The following is a 16,849-nucleotide window of genomic DNA, read 5'->3' as shown; positions in this document are numbered from 1 at the left end:
GTCCTGCGAGTTCGTCAGGTGAGAGTGCCGGAGCCGGTGCTGCCGCGATGACCCTCGTACCGGCGTGTTCGGGCGTTGCGGCGGTGCCGTTTCCGGGGCCCTCGGCCACGCGCCCGTCGCGGGTCTAGAGGCCTCCCGCGGCCTCGAAGGTGCGTTGCTGGTCGGCGGGGCCGCCGAGGTTGGTGTGGTTGAGCACCACCTCGGTGGCCCCGGCGTCGAGATGGCGGCGCACGGCGGCGTCGAGCTGCTTCTCGTCGCCGATCACGGCGATCTCGTGCGCGTGCGCCACGCCCCCGAGCCCCAGTACCCGTTGGTACGACGGCACCTCGTCGTAGAACGCCAGCGCACGCGCCGCCTTCTCGCGCACGCCGTCGACGTCGGAGGTGACCGTAGCGGTGATCAGCGCGACGATGCGCGGGGCGGGACGGCCCGCCTGCTCGGCCGCCTTCGTGATGGCCGGTACGACGTGCTCACCGAGCACCCGAGGCGTTGCCAGGTAGGGCAACGTGCCGTCGGCCAGTTCGCCGGCGACCTCCAGGGCTCTGGGCCCCATGGCGGCCACGAGCACGGGCACCGCGGGATCGGCCCCGGCGACGCGCACCGGTCGGGTGGGGGCCGCGGTGATCCGTTCGCCGTGGAAGTCCGCCACCCCGTCGTGCAGCAGCGGCCGCAGCGCCGACAGGAACTCCCGCAACAGCGCGACGGGTCGTTCGTGCGGCACCCCGAACGCCGGCTCGACGACGGCCTTCGCGCCGAGCCCGAGCCCGAGCTGGAACCGCCCGTGCGTGGCGGCCTGCGCGGTCTGCGCCAGCGAGGAGACGAGCACCGGGTGGCGTCCGAACACGGGGATCGCCGACGTGCCGACGTGCACCCCGGGCACCTCCCGTCCGACGACGGTGGCGAGCGCCGCGGCGTCGTAGTCGAGCCGCTGCCCTAGCCAGACCGACCTCACCCCGGCCGTGGCCGCCGACCGCGCCAGAGCGACGATCGCGTCCACCTGGTTCGCGGCCGTGGACTCGGCGTTCAGCGTGACTCCGATGCTCATGCCCGCACCCAAGCAGCGCACCCCGGCGTGGCGACAGCTCCCGGCGTCGACAATGTCAGGTCGTCGCTGTCGACGGATTGTCGACGGGCCTTGCCATCGTGAGCGACGCCCCATCGTTGCTCGTAGACGGAGGTACCCCGATGAACAAGAGGATCTTCACGACGGCTGTCGCGTTCGCGTCGGTCATGGCGGGCTCGGCCGTCCTGGCCGCCCCGGCGTTCGCCGACGACCACTTCGACGTCACCGTCCGGAACACGTCCAGCGGCAAGTGCCTGGCCCCAGAGGGAGGGTCGTCGCTCGACGGCGTCCCCATCGTGCAGGTCACGTGCGATGGCAACGCGTTCCAGCGGTGGGACTTCATCGACCTCGGCGACCACGTCTTCCGGATCCGCAACGCGGTGACGCTGAAGTGCATGGACGTCTTCGGGCGCAACAACGACGGCACGCCGGTCGTGCAGTGGCCCTGCTCCAGCATCAGCAACGAGAAGTTCCAGGCGGGCCGGAACCTGCCGGACTTCGTGACCCTCAAGTCGCGTGTCGCGGGCACGTCCACCCACTGCCTCGACGTGCCCGAGAGCAGTGGCGCCGAGGGCCTCGCGATGCACATCTGGAGATGCAACGGCACGTCCGCCCAGGCCTTCGGCGTCTTCCCGGTCTGACCGCGAACCGCCCTGCCCCGGTGTCGTGCCGGGGCGGGGCTTCCGCCACTCCTCGTTCCACGCGATGAGGTATCCCGACGACGGGTAAGCGCTCTCTCATTGCGGCGGAACAGGAACTGGGCGGAGGCCGGATGGCGGGTGAGCAGGTGCCTGGCCACGTCGGCCTGCGGGTTCTCGGCCCGCTCGAGGTCGACGTCGGCGGCAGCCTCCTCGACCCAGGAGGGCCGCGGCTGCGGGCGATGCTGGCGTTGCTCGCGGCGCACGCCGGCCGTCCGGTGAGCGTGACGGCCTTCGTGCGGGAGCTGTGGGGACCCGTGCCGCCGCCGGACGCCGAACGGACGGTGCGGACCTACGTGTCGCGGCTGCGCCGGAGTGTGGGAGACCTGGCCGGGCTGATCCGCACCTGTGCGCCGGGGTACGTGCTGCTCGAACCCGAGATCGTCGACGCGGTGCGGTTCCAGCGTCTCGCGCGCGAAGGCCGCGCCGCGCTGACGGACGGTGTGGTCCCGGCCGCCCGCGAGCGGCTGACCGCCGCGCTCGCGCTGTGGCGGGGAACCGCCTACGGCGAGTTCGACGAGATCGCCGCTCTGGAGGCGGAACGGACCAGGCTCGCCGGCGTGCGCCTCGACGTCGTGCAGGACCGCGTCGACGCCGACCTGGCCGCTGGGGCAGGAGGGGAGCTCGTCACCGAGCTGGCCGGCCTCACGGCGGAACATCCCGGCCACGAGCGGTTGTGGGGTCAGCTGATGACGGCCCTGTACCGCGCGGGCCGCCAGACGGACGCCTTGGAGGCGTTCCGGCGAGCGCGGTACCGGCTCGTCGAACACGCCGGTGTGGAGCCGTCACCGGCGTTGACGGACATCCAGGAGGGGATCCTCGCGCACGATCCCCGGCTCCAGGCCCCGTCGCGTCGCTCCGGAACGCCCTCGGGTCCGCGTCCGGCGCAGCTGCCGCCCGTCGTACCGGGGTTCACCGGCAGGCACACCGAGCTGGCCGCCCTCGACGCCGTCGCGGAGCAGGGCACGAACGTCGTGATCGCGCTGTGCGGCACGGCGGGCGTCGGCAAGACGGCCCTGGCGGTCAGGTGGGCGCACCAGGTCGCCGCCCGGTTCCCCGACGGGCAGCTCTACGTCGACCTGCGGGGGTTCGACCCCGCCGGAGAGCTGCTGCCGGAGGACGCGCTGCACGGCTTCCTCACCGCCCTCGGTGTCTCCGCCGACCGGGTGCCCGTCTCCCCGCAAGCACAGGGGGCGCTGTACCGGAGCCTGTCCGCGGGCAAGCGGATCCTGGTGGTGCTGGACAACGCGCGCGACGCGTCGCACGTCCGCCCGTTGCTGCCTTCCTCGCCGGGCAGCACCGTCGTGATCACCAGCCGGGACGACCTCGTCGGCCTGGTCGCACGTGAAGGTGCCGCCAGGGTCGGCCTGGACGTGCTCGATCCCGGCGAGGCGGTCGAACTGCTCGGGTTGCTCATCCGCGACCTGGCGGCGACCCGGCCGGAGCTGGAGGACCTCGCCTCGCGGTGCGCCCGTCTCCCGCTGGCGTTGCGCATCGCGGCGGAGCTCGTCACCCGGCGCGGGCGCGTGGGGCTCGAGGACCTGGCCGACGAACGCCGCAGACTGGACCTGCTGGAGGCTGGAGCAGACGCCGACACCGCCGTGCGGAGCGTGTTCTCGTGGTCGGAACGGTACCTGCCGACGGGGGCGAAGCGCCTGTTCTGGTTGCTGGGACTGCATCCTGGCCGTGACATCGACACCGGTGCGGCCTCCGCACTGGCCGAAGTGGACGTTCGCGAGGGCCGGGTGCTGCTCCACGTGCTGCACCGCGCCCACCTCGTCGAGAGAGCGTCCGAGGGCCGCTGGGCGATGCACGACCTCCTGCGCGTCTTCGCCCGCGAGCGTGCGGAAGCCCAGCTCGTGGAGCTCCACCGCCAGGCCGCGCTGAGGAACCTCTACGAGCACTACCTGACGGGCGCGCTGGACGCGATGGACGTCGTGTACCCGGAGACGAAGCGCTGGCGTCGCGGGGAAAGCGGGCGTGACGGCGCGTCCATGACCCCGGTCGCCGCGAAGACCTGGCTCGACACCGAACGTCTCACCCTCGTGGCGATCACCCGCGCCGCGGAGGGCGACCTCGCCGGGTACGCCGTCAGGCTCGCGCGGGCGATCGACGAGCACCTGACCGTCGGCTATCACAACGCCGACGCGTTCTCCGTGCACCGGCACGCCCTCTCCGCCGCCGAGACCCTGGGCGACCTGACCGGCAAGGCGAGGGCGCTGCTGGACCTGGGGCGTTCCCACACCCGTTCCGGCTCCTACCGCGAGGCCGACGAACGCTACCGCCAGGCGCTGCGGCTGTTCCGGCGGCTCGGCGACGTGGCGGGAGAAGTCAGGACGCTGCACGTGTTGGGGAACAACGAGAGCCGGTCGCGCCGCTACCACGACGCGCTGGCCACCTACGGCCTGGCGCTGACGTTGAGCAGGCAGGCGAACGACCGCGGCCAGGAAGCGGCCGAGCTGGCCAGCATCGGGCAGGTGCAGCGCAGCCTGGGCAGGCACGAGGAAGCGTTGACGTGTTACCGGAAGGCCGCCGCGATCTACGCGGAGACCGGCCGGCGCGTCGGTCAGGGACGAATCCTCAACGACCTGGGCGGAGCCCTGCAGACCTGCGGGCACCTGAAGGAAGCGCACGACCACCACCGGCAAGCACTCCAGATCCTGCAGGACATCGGCGACCGCGCGGGCGAGTCGGTGGCACGCACGGAACTGGGCCGGATCCTCTCCCGATGGGACCGCCACACCGAAGCGCTCGAACACCATCGGACGGCGATCACCGTGTTCCGCGAGATCGACGACCCGGTCGGCGAGACGGAGGTCCTCGTCAACCTGGGCACCACCTACGAACGCATGGGCAGGCATCGCAAGGCGGCCGACCTGCACCGCCAAGCCGAGGCACTGGCCGGGAAACTGGGCGACCGCCTGCTGGAGTGCCTGGCGCTCAACGGACGTGGCCGCGCACTGGGCGCGATCGGCCGTCTCGACGAGGCGCTCCTGTGCCATGAACAAGCCTTGGCCCACGCGAAAGCCATCGAGGACCGCGAGCAGGAGGCCCGATCGCTGGACGACCTGGCGACCGCCCGCGCGCGAACCGGCGACACAGCGGAAGCACACCGTCTCTGGTCGGCCGCACTCCCGATCTACGAGGCCCTCTGCATGCCGGAGGCCACAGAAGTGCGCCGGCGCTTGGCCGGCTGGACGTAGGTCCACAACAGACAGTGGCCGGTGACGTCGAAACACCGCAGGGCGCCGCCACCGCTGCGCTGCGGATCACGGTCGGTCGCGCCTGACCGGCTCGTCGGCGTGGTCGTCGAGTTCCCGTTGCACGCGGCCGGCATCGCTGTCGCGGCCCTGTTCGAGGTAGAGCTCCCGAGCCTCCCGCCACGCCGCGCGCGCCTGGTCGTGCTGCCCCAGGGCGGCGTGAGGACGGCCCAGGTTGTCGAGCGTGTTGGCCACCTCGTAGCTGTGGCCGAGGGAACGGTAGAGCGCGAGCGCCTGTCCGTAGTGCCGGATCGCCTGCTGCTGGTGGCCCGCGCAGTGGTCGGCGTAGGCCAGGGTGTCGAGGACGGCCGCCTCGCCGTGCGGGTCGTGGTGGTGGCGGAGCAGGACGAGCGCGGCCTCGCAGTGCTCGTGCGCCAGGGCGTGGTCACCGAGATGCGCGGCGTGCCAGCCCATCAGGTTCAGCGCTTCGGCCTCCCACACCGGTTGGCCGAGGAGGCGGAAGAACTCCAGGGCGCGGCGAGCGTGTTCCAGGGCCTCCGCCGGCCGTGGCCAGGCCGTCGCGAGGGCCAGGTGGGTGTGTGCCAGCTGCACGTGGTCGTCCTGGTCCTGCGCCAGGGCGAGAGCTTCGTGCAGGTGGGCGAGGGACTGCTCGTGGAGCCCCAGTTCGGCGAGCACCGAGCCCAGGAACCGATGGGCGTGGATGCGGAACGTGGGATCGGGCAGGTGACCGGCGGCGCCGAGCGCCGCTTGCCACGTGGCCAGGTCGTCGTGCAGGCGCGCACGTCGTTGGTGGAAGATCGTGAGCGCCCACGCCAGGTGCCACACCGTCCGGTGGTCGTGGCGAGTGACGACCGACTGCTGGGACGCCAGCAGGTGCGGGTGGTGGTCGTCCAGCCAGGCCAGCGCGGCCGTGCTGTCGGGCACCGGGTCGGGCCGGACGCCGTCGGCGGGCTCGTCGTGCTCGATCGGCGGACGGTAGGGGTTGAGGAGCCGGTCGGCGGCGAGCGCGGTGTGCAGGTAGAAGTCCACCACCCTCCGCAGCGCCGCGTCCCGCACCGGTTCGTCGAGGGTTTCGGCCGTGGCGGCGGCATAAGCGCGCACCAGGTCGTGCATCGCATACCGGCCGTGCGGCCGCCGTTCGACCAGGGACGCGTCTTCCAGCGTTGCCAGCGTCCTGCGGGCGTCGGCCTTGGACGAGCCGGTGAGAGCGGCGACGGCGGGCAGGGTCGTGTCGGGGCCGGGGGCGATGCCCAGCAGGGCGAACGCGGTGCGCTGGTCGCCGGTGAGGTGACGCAGGGACGACGAGAGGACCTGGGGCAGGCTGGCGGCGGGATCGGTGTCGTGGTCGAGCACGTCCAGCCCGAGCTCGCGCAGTTCGGCGGCGATCTCGGCCAGGGGGATGGCGGGCCGGGTGCCGGCGTTGCGGGCGGTGATCGACAACGCGAGCGGGTAGCCCCCGCAGAGCTCGACCAGCTCGGCGACGGCCTCGGGTTCCGCGGCGGCACGGGCGGCGCCGATGCGGTCGGACAGCAGGGCGTGCGCCTCGGTGCGACTGAGCACGTCCAGCGTCAGGTGCCGGGCACCGTGCCGGTCGATCAACGAGGCGAGCATCGTGCGGCCGGTGATCAGCACGGTGCACGAGGGGTGTCCCGGCAGCAGCGGGACGACCTGCTCGGACGCGGCGGCGTTGTCCAGCACCACCAGCATCCGCTTGCCGGCCAGCAGGGTCCGGTACAACGCGGCCTGGGCATCGAGGTCCGGCGGGACCCGGCCGGCGTCGCACCCGAGCGCGCCGAGGAACCCGCGCACCGCGACCGCGGGTGTCATCGGTTCCTCCGCGGGGCTGAAACCGTGCAGGTCGACGAACAGCTGCCCGTCGGGGAACTCGTCGAGATGGCGGTGTGCCCACGTGAGCGCCAGGCACGTCTTGCCGATTCCGCCGGTTCCGCCGATCGCCGAGACGACCACCGTCCCCGTGAGCGGCCGGTGCGGATCAGCGGACAGCGCGTGGTCCAAGCGCGCCAGTTCGGCGCCGCGGCCGGTGAACCACCGCGGTGGCGCGGGCAACTGCCTCGGCACGGGTCGCTCCGCCTTGGCCGGGTGCGGTGGGAGAACCGTGTCCGCGTCGAGAATGCGTTGGTGGACGTTCCGCAGGGCTTCGCCGGGCTCGATGCCCAGTTGCTCGACCAGTTCCTCGCGCACGTGCCGGAAGTGCGCCAACGCATCCGCGGTGCGTCCGGCGTGGTGCAGAGCCAGCACGAGCAGACCCGCGACCCGTTCGTTCAACGAATCTTGTTCCGCCAGCTCGAAAAGCTCGGTCAGCACCTCCGTGTGCCTGCCGCAGCGCAACGCCACGTCGGCGCGGTCGAGCTGGGCGGCCAGCCGTTCCTGCTGCAGGCTCGTGCGCACGGCGGCGAGCCACGGGGTCTCCAGGCCGGCGAACGGCTCACCCCGCCACAACCCCAGGGCCTGGCCGAACAACGCGAACGCGTGCTCGTCCTCCGCGTCACGGGCGAGCGTCACCAGGTGGCGGAAGCGTTGGAGGTCGACGAGGCCCGGGTCGGCGAGCAGCACGTAGCCGTTGGAGCGGCGCTCGATCCCGATGCCCTCCGGCGACAGCACCTGCCGCAGCCGCGACAGGTAGTTCTGCAGCACCTGCCGGCTCCGCAGCGGAAGGTCCTGCGCCCACACCCGTTCCAGCAGTTGGTCGACGGTGATGACCCGGTTGGCCTCCACCGCCAGCACCGCGAGGACGCACTGCTGCCGGGCGTGGCCCACCTCGACCCGCCGGGACCCGGTCCAGACGCCGACGTCCCCCAACACCCGAAGCTCACCCATCACGCCCCCGGCCCGCGCTGTACGGGCGCGTTCACCTTGCCGGAGTTTCAGCCGGGCCGGAGTGGGTTCGCGTGAATTCCCCGTCGCGAGGGACGACCGCGGTACCTGCCGGCGGACAACGGATGTCGGTCGACAGGTACCGCGGCCGGAGCGATCAGCGGCGCCGCGTCAGCAGGTCACCCGGATCTTGTTGGAGTGGTTGAAGTAGTCGCTGGTGAAGCTTCCGTTGATCAGCGGCACCCGCTGGTAGGCCTCGGTCCGGTAGGTGTACGTGCCCTTGCCGCTGCAGTTGTGGACGGCGCTCACCGGCGCGCCCGACTCGCTGGTGCCGGGAGTGCCCACGGACTCCCAGATGCCCAGCGCACGCAGTCGTTGCACCACCACGACGAGATAGCCGCTCCCGCAGAGCGTCGCGCTCCCCGACCCCTTGATGAAGTTGCCGTCACGGATGGTGAGACCGACGTTGGTGACGCGCGAACACTCGGCCCGCAACGGTTTCGCCTGCGCCGGCGCGGCGGTCACCACGCTCGCCACCGCCAGCGCCACCGTCGTCACCGCCGCCAGTCGTGTCAGAGTGATGACTCGTTGTCGGATGGACATCGCTGAAGTCCTTTCCTCAACAGATCTTGACGCGATCCGTCGCGTTGTCGGGGTTGAGGGGCGCCTGGACCAGGCTGGAGCCCGAGGTCTTGAGCTGGTTCTCCCAGCGCCCGTTGTAGTGGTGCATGATCTGGACGGTGGAGCGGGTCTGGATGATCACGCTGCTGGCCCGGTTCTTCAGCGGCGGGGTCATCGTGCCCAGGTCCCAGTCGCCGCACCCGGACGCCTTCCAGAACTGGTTGGTGTAGTCGCGGCCGTCGAACAGGCAGACGTCTCCGGGCCAGCAGTTGCCGGCGGCCTGTGCGGCCGGCACGACGGCGAGAGGCAGGAGCAGGCCGATGCTCGCCGCGAAGATCTTGTACTTCCGTGAACGGGGAACAGACATGTGAATCCTCCCAAAAGGACTGTGTGGTCAGGACCTCCACCCGGCCGCGAGGCTGACCCGCGTGGCGAGCCCCGGATTGCCCGCGTAGGCACGCACGTCGCCCCAGGCCGACCACCCGCCACCGGAGTAGCGCGCGGCGTGCCAGATCGAACCGCCGGCCGCCAGCGCGACGACGTGGAGCTCGCCGCTGGTGAACCCGGTGGTGGCGACGTCGAGGACGAAGCCCGTGGGGTTGCCCGTGTAGTCGTCGATCTTCAGCAACGGCGTCCAGCTGCCGTTGGGCAGACGAGTGGAGTGCCGCACCCCGGCGAAGCCGTAGTTGACCACGAGGTGGAAGACCCCGTTGACCTCGGTGGCGCTCACCGACTGCGCCGCCCCCGGATTGCCGGCGAACGCCTCCACGTCGCCCCAGGCACTCCAGCCGCCGTCCGTGCGGCGCAACGTGTGCAACAGCCCTCCGGTCGACATCGACACGGCCACCTGCAGCTCACCGTTGAGGAACCCGGCCGCCGACACGTCCACGTAGCCGGACTGGTCACCGGCGAACGGTTCCACGCTGTGCAACGCGGTCCAGGAACCGTTCGGCGAACGCACGGTGTGATGGATCGTGTTCGCACCAGAGAGAACAACAACGTGCAGCGACCCACCGATCTCGGTCGCGGCAACCCTGCTGATGGTGCCGATCTCGCCGGCGAAGTCCTCCACGTTGCCGAACGGCGTCCACGGCCCGTCGACCCGCCTGATGGCGTGCCACAACTCGCCGTCGTTGCCCGCCACCAGAGCGTGCTGCTCGCCGGCCACCATCGCCGACGCGGTGTCGACCGTCGTGACAGCGGAACCGGTCGCCGCCTTCACGTCCCCGAACCCGGTCCACGACCCGTCACGTCCGCGCATGGTGTGGACGAGACCGCCGGTGCTGGTCGTCGTGAACAGCTGGGTGCTGCGCCACTGGTTGACCGTCTCGCCCTTGAGGACGCTGAGCAGGGCGACCTTGTTGTCGTAGCTCGTGACCTTGTCGCGGTCCTCGCTGAGGTGGATGTGCCAGAGGTGCGTGTCGTCCGACGACGCCGCCCTGTCGTAGCGGAAGTCCCACCCCTCGACCTCCCGGTCGTTGTCCGTCTGGCCGAAGAACTCGCGCCAGCCGTTCAACCGCGGGTCGTTCGGGTCCCTGCCTGATGCCAGCAAGCGGGTGGAGTACCTCGCGATGGTCCCGAAGCTGCCGCCCTGGGCGTCCTCGAAAGTCCAGTCGTAGGCCGCGGCCAGGTTGGCGGGGCCACCCTTGTCCTCGGCGTCGACGACCGAGTAGTTGCTGGAGGAGTTGGCGGCCCGCGTGTTGTGATAGCCGCTCTTGTTCGTGTAGATGCCGCCGTTCAGCGTGCCCGGCTGCATCGCGCGCATCTGCTGCATGAGCCACACCGAGGCGTCACTCTCGAACGCGCCGGCATGGGCTTGCGGATGCGCGCCCCCTGCCAGGAATCCTGCTGTGAGCGCCATGCCCGTGAGTGCGGTCATCACTCGTGCGGTCACGGTTCTCGTTGAGCGTTGGTGCTTCAACTCGACCCCCTTCGTCGGCGGCAGCAGCCGCCGGAGTGCCGCTCAGGGTGTCCCGTCGTCACATCACGACCGCACAGGAAGTCAGCAATCCCCAGGTCAGGTCCGGCCGAGCCGGCTGTCACCCCAGGCCGCCCACCAGCCTGACGATCGTCTCCACGCTCTCGGTCAGGGCGAGGACGAGCTGCACCAGGCCGATGCCGATCTGCAGCACGACGAGGAACCGCCGCACCGCCGGGCGCTGCGGCGGCTGTCGGCGGGGCTGTCGGCGGGGCTTTCGGGAGTGGCTGCTCATCGTGGTCACCTCTCTGCGGGTCGGTGAGCACAGAGCAGCCGGATGCGGGCTGACGTGCGTAGTTCCCGCTGTTCCTCCTGAGCGGAGGAGCGGATTCGGGAGACGGACCGGGATACTCGGTCACCATGTATGACGGACCGTTGGACGACGTGGCGACCAATGTGCGCACGAAGAGCGGCCGGTTGCTCCCCACCGGCAGGAGACTGGCCAACAGCCCGGTGGTGCGGGCGTGCCTCGAGGGCGGACGGCGGCTGGCCGAGCAGGAACTCCTGGGCTTCGTGGGCGAGGAGCACCTGCACCGTCCGCTGAACACGCTGACGCAGAAGAACATCGCGGCCGAGGCGGAGCTGGTCTTCCAGGAGGCGCTGCGCGACGGACGCATCGCCCGCGCGCTGTTCGGAACGCCGCCCGACTGGAAGAAGGCCGGCACCAGGCCGTCGGTCGGCACGATGAAGGACCGGTGGCCCACGCTCGCGCTCTACATGGGCGACCTGGTCCGGTACGTCCTGCGGGAGCGGTACTCGCTGACCGCCGGGATGCTCGACGAGGCGACGCGCGCTGAACTGCGCGAGACGGCGGCGTTCAGCGTCGCGGTCGACAAGGTCGCCTACCACGACATGAAGATCGTCTACGCCGACGAGACCTCGGCGCGGTTCCAGTACCTGGTGACTGCCCTGACCGACTTCCACACGCAGATCAGCGAGGCGCTCGACGGCGTGTACGAGCACTCGTTCGGCTACTGGCGTTCGGTGTACGCGGAGATCCTCGAGGCGCGCGGGGTGTCGTTGCGCCCCGGCATCTCGGTCGACGAGCTGACGATGATGCTGACCGGGATGGCGCAGGGCCTCAGCCTGCGCCACATCGGAGCCGCCGGCGGCACCGTGATCGATCACCACAACCGGCGCTGCCTGCTGGGGAAGGCCTCTCAGATCCTGATCGCCGGTGCCATCGACCCGGGAGACGGCCGGGAGGTCGCGAGCGTCGTCGACGAACTGATGGCCGTGCGGGTCCCGGTCGGCGAAGTCCGCGCGCCGGGACGGTCCCGCGCCTGGACCCGGTGGCTCAGGGGCGGGAGGCCGGGGGATCGGTGATGGTCAGCGCCAGCTCCGCGTCGGCGACCGACACGAGGACGTGCTGCCCGCCGCGCAGCTCGCCCGCGAGCAGGGCGCGGGACAGCCGGCGGTCGAGCTCCTTGACGATCGTGCGGCGCAGCGGCCGGGCGCCGTACTCCGGCACGTGGCCGCGGGCCGCGAGCCAGTCGACGGCCTGGTCGTCGACCTCGAGCGTGACGTCCTGCTCGCGCAGCCGCTGGCGGGTGGGGTCGAGCAGCAGCGCGGTGATCTGCCGCAGGTGGCCGCGGTCGAGGCCGCGGAACAGGATGATCTCGTCGACGCGGTTGAGGAACTCCGGGCGGAACGAACGGCGCACCGCGGCCATCAGCGGTCCGCGCAGCTGGTCCACCTCGACGCCCGAGGTGGCGGCGGCGAGCAGTTGGTCGGCGCCGATGTTGCTGGTCATGATGATGACGGTGTTGGCGAAGTCGGCGGTGCGTCCCTGGGAGTCGGTGAGCCTGCCCGCGTCGAGCACCTGCAGCAGCGTGTTGAAGACGTCCGGGTGCGCCTTCTCGATCTCGTCCAGCAGCAGCACCGAGTAGGGCACCCGCCGGACCGCGCCGGTGAGCTGACCGGCGTCCTCGTAACCGACGTAGCCCGGAGGCGCGCCGATCAGCCGGGAGACGGTGTGCTGCTGCCCGAACTCGCTCATGTCGAACCGGATCAGCCGGTCCTGCGAACCGAAGAGCGCCTCCGCCAGTGCCCGCGCCACCTCGGTCTTGCCCACCCCAGTCGGGCCCAGGAACAGGAACGAGCCGATGGGCCGGTTCGGGTGCTTGAGGCCGGCCCGGCCCTGGCGAACCGCGTCGGCCACCGCCTCGACCGCCTCGTCCTGTCCGATGATCCGCTGGTGCAGGTGCTCCTCGAGGTGCAGCAACCGGTGCCGTTCGGCCTGGGTGAGCTGGGCGACCGGGATGCCCGTGCTGCGCGACACGATCTCGGCGACGTCGTTCGGCCCGACCTCGGGCGCGGCGGCCAGCGCGGCGCGGGCGGCGTCGAGCTCGGCGACGGCGCGCCGGAGGTCGTCGTCGAGGAACGGCACGTCCTCGGCCTGGGCGCCGTCCCGTTCCCGCGTCAGCCTGCTCACCCGCTGCTCGAGCTCCGCCGGGTCCGGTGGCATCGGCGCCTTCTCCCGCAGCCGGACGCGTGCGCCCGCGCGGTCCACCAGGTCGACCGCCTTGTCCGGCAGGAACCTGTCGGTGACGTAGCGGGCCGACAGCTCGACGGCCGACACGATCGCCTCGTCGGTGATCCGCACCCCGTGGTGCGCCTCGTACCGGGAGCGCAGGCCGCGGAGGATGGTGATCGTCTCGCCGTGCGAGGGTTCGGCGACGAGGACGGGCTGGAACCGCCGTTCGAACGCGGCGTCCTTCGCGATGTGGCGGCGGTAGTCCTCGGCCGTAGTCGCCCCGATGACCTGCAACCGTCCGCTGGTGAGCACGGGCTTGAGGATGTTCGCGGCGTCCATCGGCGCGTCCTCGGCACTGCCCGCGCCGACGACGGTGTGCAGCTCGTCGATGAACAGCACCACCATCCGGTTCGAGGCGGCCACCTCCTCGATCACGCCCCCGAGCCGTTCCTCGAACTCGCCCCGGTACTTCGCCCCGGCCACCATGCCCGCCAGGTCGAGTGAGACCAGCCGCCTGCCGAGCAGCGAGGCGGGCACGTCGCCGCCGGCGATCCGGGCGGCGATGCCCTCGACGATCGCGGTCTTGCCCACCCCCGGATCCCCGATCAGCACGGGATTGTTCTTGGTGCGCCGAGACAACACCTCGAGCACCTCGTCGACGACGTCCTCCCGGCCGATCACCGGGGCGAGCAGGCCGTCCCGCGCCGCGGCGGTGAGATCGCGCCCGTAGTGGTCGGTGCGCCTCGTCGCGGACGAGGGCTGGTCGTTGCCTCCGAACAGCTTCCCGACGAGGTCCTCCCACGAGTGGGACCCGAAGCCGAACACCCAGTCGTCACCGCTCACGGCCTGCCACCTTCACCCGGTCGAGGGACTTCCACCCCCGATCCTCCCCTGTGAGCGCGGTCCGCACAGGCCAGGCAGTACCCGGACCTACGGGGAGGACCGCGCCCGGAGGTCCGGTCAGCCCTGGGTGGACCACCACTTCTGCCCGGCCTCGCCCAACGTCGAGATCGGGTCGTAGTACGGGTAGCGGCGGTTCAACGCCTCCGGGTCCTCGAGCTCGATCCCGGTCCGGTAGTTCTTGGTCCAGTACGAGATCCCGAGCTCACGGTCGTACTCAGCGAGCTGATGCACCCACCGCTTGCCCACGTACGGCACGTCGCAGACGATGCGCGGCGTCGCGTAGCCGGGCAAGTAGCCCATGATCGCGTGCTGCAGCTCCTGCGCCTCCCACACCGACACCCGCCAGTGCTCGGCGTTCGGGATCATGTCGCACATGTAGAAGTAGTACGGCAGGATGTTCGCTTCCCCTTGCAGCGCGAAGCAAAGGTCCAGCAGGTCGTCCGACGTCGCGTTGACGCCCTTCATCAGCACGCCCTGGTTGCGCACGTCCCGCACACCGACCTCGAGGGCGGTGCGGGCGGCCTCGGCCACGAGAGGCGTCACGGACTGTGCGTGGTTCACGTGCGTGTGGATCGCGAGGTTCACGCCGCGCCGTGAAGCAGTGCGGGCCACGCGCTCCAGGCCCTCGACCACGCGCGGCTGCAGCCAGTGCTGCGGCAACCCCGCCAGGGCCTTGGTCGCCAGGCGGACGTCGCGGACCGTCTCGATGTCCAGCAGGCGCATCAGGAACGACTCGAGCTGCGGCCACGGCACGTTCGCCACGTCGCCGCCCGAGACCACCACGTCGCGCACCCCCGGGGTCTTCTTCAGGTACTCGATCATCTGGTCCTGGCGGTCGACCGGCTTCAGCGAGAGCTTGTGCTTGTCGATCAGCGGCGTCGAGTTGCCGACCAGGTCCATGCGGGTGCAGTGGCCGCAGTACTGCGGGCAGGTCGACACCATCTCGGCGAGGACCTTGGTGGGGTAGCGGTGCGTCAGGCCCTCGACGACCCACATCTCGGCCTCGTGCAGCGAGTCGCGCTGGGAGTGCGGGTGCGACGGCCAGTTCGGGTCCCGGTCGGACGACACCGGCAGCATGTAGCGGCGGACCGGGTCGGCCAGGAACGCCTCGGTGAAGGCGTCGGGGGAGAGGTCCGCGTCGACCGCCATCGTGTTGAACATCTGCGGCGGGATCAGCATCGACATCGTCGCGAAGACGTCCATGTCCTTGGCGAGGTCGTCGTAGAACCGGTCGGTCAGCAGGTCGCCCGCGACCTTGCGGAGCTGCTTCACGTTCTTCACGCAGTTCACCCGCTGCCACTGGGCGTCCCGCCACTGCGCCTCGGTCACGTGCGACCAGCCCGGGAAGCGTCGCCAGTCCGGTTCGACCAGCTCCCGCCGGACGTACGTGTACGGCTGGAGGTCCAGCCGCTCCAGCGCCGTGGGGGCGTCGTGCAGCGCGGTCATCCGTACTCCTCAGCGTCGAGGTCGCGTAAAGATATCCTGTCATATCGCTAGCGCGCCGTAAATATTTCAGCTCAACCTCTGGTGGAGGGCGGGTCGGGAGCAAAGACGGCTCGCCGTGCGTTGAGCAGGCATGCCCCTCTTCGCGCTGCTGCTGCTCGGGATGTTCGCCGAGATCGCGGTCATGGTCGCCGTCGGCAACGCCATCGGCGGGCTCTGGATGATCGCGCTGCTCCTGCTCGGCACCCTCGTCGGACTGTCGCTGGTGCGCCGTCAGGGCGCGCAGACGATGGCCGCGTTCCGCGAGTCGGTCTTCCAGCGCCAGCAGCCCCACCAGGAGATGGCGGACGGCGTGCTGATCGCGGCGGCCGGCGCGTTGATCATGGTGCCCGGCTTCATCAGCGACGTCGCCGCGTTGTTCCTGCTCTTCCCGCCGACGCGCCGGCTCGTGAGCCGCCGCATCGCGCGCAGGGCGGAGGCGGCGGCGCTCAAGTTCGAGCACGAACGCCGCTTCGGCGCCGGACAGGTCGTCGAGGGCGAGGTCATCGACGTCGACGCGGGCCCCGTCGTCATCACGGAGCGGCGCGAGCTCACGTGATCCGCGCGTATCGGCCCGCGGACCTGGACGCGCTGTACGACATCTGCCTCGACACGGGCAACGGTGGCCAGGGCGTGCGCCACCTGTTCGACGACCCGCGCCTGATGGGCCACGCCCACGTCGGCCCGTACGTGGCGTTCGAGCCCGACCTGGTGCTGGTCGCGGAGGACGACGAAGGGGTCTGCGGGTACGCGCTCGCGGCGTCCGACACGGAGGCCTTCGACGACCGCTGCGACCGCGACTGGTGGCCTGACCTGCGCGTGCGCTACCCGATGACGGCGAGCCCGAACCGGATCGTGCAGCAGATCCACCAGCCCGTCCGCGCCGATCTGATGATCACCAAGGACTATCCGGCGCACATGCACGCGAACCTGCTGCCCCGCGCGAAGGGCAAGGGGTTCGGCGGCACGCTCGTGCGCGGCGTGCTCGAACGTCTGGAGAAGGGCGTTCATGTGCACGTGCGGCACCACAACACACACGCGATCGGCTTCTGGGAGCACCTCGGCTTCCGCGTGGTCGACTCTGCGGACAAGCTCGTCCTGGGGCTGCGCCTCTAGACGATGGACGGCGTCGAGGAACGTCAGCCGAGCAGGTCCTTCACCAGCAGGTCGAAGTCGACGGCCTCACGTCCCGCGGGCACCGCCGCGTAGGTCGAGTCGAGGAACTTCTCCAGCTCGGCCGCGGGGAGGTGGAACACCGCGTGCGAGTCCTCGGTGAACAGCTCCAGCACGAGCACGTCGCCGTCACCCGGCCGCAGCCGCACGTCCCCGAGCCCGGTCGGCGACAGCAGCCCGTCCGCGAGCAGCTCGCGGCCGACGAGCCAGACGGACTCCTGGTCCCGCGCCTGGAAACGCATGGTCACGGCATGCGGATCGTCGGAACGATATTGGAGGTCGACGCTCATCGGCTCGAGTGAGCCGTCGGGCCGAACGAACTCAACGACCGTCGCAGTGCCGACCCGTGTCTCGTTGAACATCGCCGTTCCTCCTCCGCGGTGAGGGTGCTGCCATCTA

General features: G+C 70.8%; 14 protein-coding genes. 5 read left to right on the top strand and 9 right to left on the bottom strand.

Annotated elements, in window-relative coordinates; all coding sequences use genetic code 11:
• Nucleotides 1–124: 124 nt before the first annotated feature.
• Nucleotides 125–1,045: a TIGR03564 family F420-dependent LLM class oxidoreductase gene (locus ACWF7A_RS21785; protein WP_452252290.1), complete on the bottom strand. Its 921-nt coding sequence runs from the start codon at nt 1,043–1,045 to the stop codon at nt 125–127.
• Between the two features lie 140 nt (nt 1,046–1,185).
• On the opposite strand from ACWF7A_RS21785, the gene ACWF7A_RS21780 reads away from it, so the two are divergent.
• Nucleotides 1,186–1,704 (top strand): RICIN domain-containing protein, encoded by a 519-nt coding sequence (locus ACWF7A_RS21780; protein ID WP_452252289.1) that lies wholly within the window; start codon nt 1,186–1,188, stop codon nt 1,702–1,704.
• A gap of 131 nt (nt 1,705–1,835) precedes the next feature.
• On the top strand, nt 1,836–4,964 hold the full coding sequence (locus ACWF7A_RS21775; RefSeq protein WP_452252288.1) for a tetratricopeptide repeat protein: 3,129 nt from the start codon (nt 1,836–1,838) through the stop codon (nt 4,962–4,964).
• Nucleotides 4,965–5,030: 66 nt separating this feature from the next.
• On the opposite strand, the gene ACWF7A_RS21770 is transcribed toward ACWF7A_RS21775, so the two are convergent.
• The 5 genes from ACWF7A_RS21770 to ACWF7A_RS21750 all read right to left on the bottom strand — a co-directional run bounded on the left by ACWF7A_RS21770 (nt 5,031) and on the right by ACWF7A_RS21750 (nt 10,651).
• Nucleotides 5,031–7,820, bottom strand: a complete 2,790-nt coding sequence (locus ACWF7A_RS21770) for a BTAD domain-containing putative transcriptional regulator (protein ID WP_452252287.1) — start codon at nt 7,818–7,820, stop codon at nt 5,031–5,033.
• A 168-nt stretch (nt 7,821–7,988) separates the two neighbouring features.
• Nucleotides 7,989–8,420 carry a hypothetical protein gene (locus ACWF7A_RS21765; RefSeq protein WP_452252286.1) on the bottom strand — a complete coding sequence of 144 codons (432 nt, stop codon included), beginning with the start codon at nt 8,418–8,420 and terminating at the stop codon, nt 7,989–7,991.
• 16 nt (nt 8,421–8,436) lie between these two features.
• Nucleotides 8,437–8,805, bottom strand: a complete 369-nt coding sequence (locus ACWF7A_RS21760; protein ID WP_452252285.1) for a peptidase inhibitor family I36 protein — start codon at nt 8,803–8,805, stop codon at nt 8,437–8,439.
• A gap of 27 nt (nt 8,806–8,832) precedes the next feature.
• Nucleotides 8,833–10,332 (bottom strand): hypothetical protein, encoded by a 1,500-nt coding sequence (locus tag ACWF7A_RS21755; RefSeq protein WP_452252284.1) that lies wholly within the window; start codon nt 10,330–10,332, stop codon nt 8,833–8,835.
• Nucleotides 10,333–10,477: 145 nt separating this feature from the next.
• Nucleotides 10,478–10,651, bottom strand: coding sequence for a hypothetical protein (locus tag ACWF7A_RS21750; protein WP_452252283.1), 174 nt, complete (start codon nt 10,649–10,651; stop codon nt 10,478–10,480).
• A 125-nt stretch (nt 10,652–10,776) separates the two neighbouring features.
• On the opposite strand from ACWF7A_RS21750, the gene ACWF7A_RS21745 reads away from it, so the two are divergent.
• Nucleotides 10,777–11,742, top strand: a complete 966-nt coding sequence (locus tag ACWF7A_RS21745; RefSeq protein WP_452252282.1) for a hypothetical protein — start codon at nt 10,777–10,779, stop codon at nt 11,740–11,742.
• On the opposite strand, the gene ACWF7A_RS21740 is transcribed toward ACWF7A_RS21745, so the two are convergent.
• On the bottom strand, nt 11,714–13,735 hold the full coding sequence (locus ACWF7A_RS21740) for an ATP-dependent Clp protease ATP-binding subunit (RefSeq protein ID WP_452252281.1): 2,022 nt from the start codon (nt 13,733–13,735) through the stop codon (nt 11,714–11,716). The genes ACWF7A_RS21745 and ACWF7A_RS21740 overlap by 29 nt on opposite strands.
• 117 nt (nt 13,736–13,852) lie before the next feature.
• Entirely contained in the window at nt 13,853–15,241 is a 1,389-nt protein-coding gene (locus ACWF7A_RS21735) for a KamA family radical SAM protein (protein WP_452252280.1), read from the bottom strand.
• A gap of 130 nt (nt 15,242–15,371) precedes the next feature.
• Between ACWF7A_RS21735 and ACWF7A_RS21730 the strand changes: the two genes are divergently transcribed.
• Together ACWF7A_RS21730 and ACWF7A_RS21725 are read left to right on the top strand one after the other, a co-directional pair.
• Nucleotides 15,372–15,836 (top strand): FxsA family protein, encoded by a 465-nt coding sequence (locus tag ACWF7A_RS21730; RefSeq protein WP_452252279.1) that lies wholly within the window; start codon nt 15,372–15,374, stop codon nt 15,834–15,836.
• On the top strand, nt 15,833–16,393 hold the full coding sequence (locus ACWF7A_RS21725) for an N-acetyltransferase family protein (protein ID WP_452252278.1): 561 nt from the start codon (nt 15,833–15,835) through the stop codon (nt 16,391–16,393). Before ACWF7A_RS21730 ends, ACWF7A_RS21725 begins: the two co-directional genes overlap by 4 nt.
• A 23-nt stretch (nt 16,394–16,416) precedes the next feature.
• On the opposite strand, the gene ACWF7A_RS21720 is transcribed toward ACWF7A_RS21725, so the two are convergent.
• Nucleotides 16,417–16,740, bottom strand: a complete 324-nt coding sequence (locus tag ACWF7A_RS21720; protein WP_452252277.1) for an SsgA family sporulation/cell division regulator — start codon at nt 16,738–16,740, stop codon at nt 16,417–16,419.
• Nucleotides 16,741–16,849: the final 109 nt, after the last annotated feature.

Source organism: Lentzea sp. NPDC055074, assembly GCF_053608005.1.
This window is presented reverse-complemented; position numbering and strand designations above follow the sequence as displayed.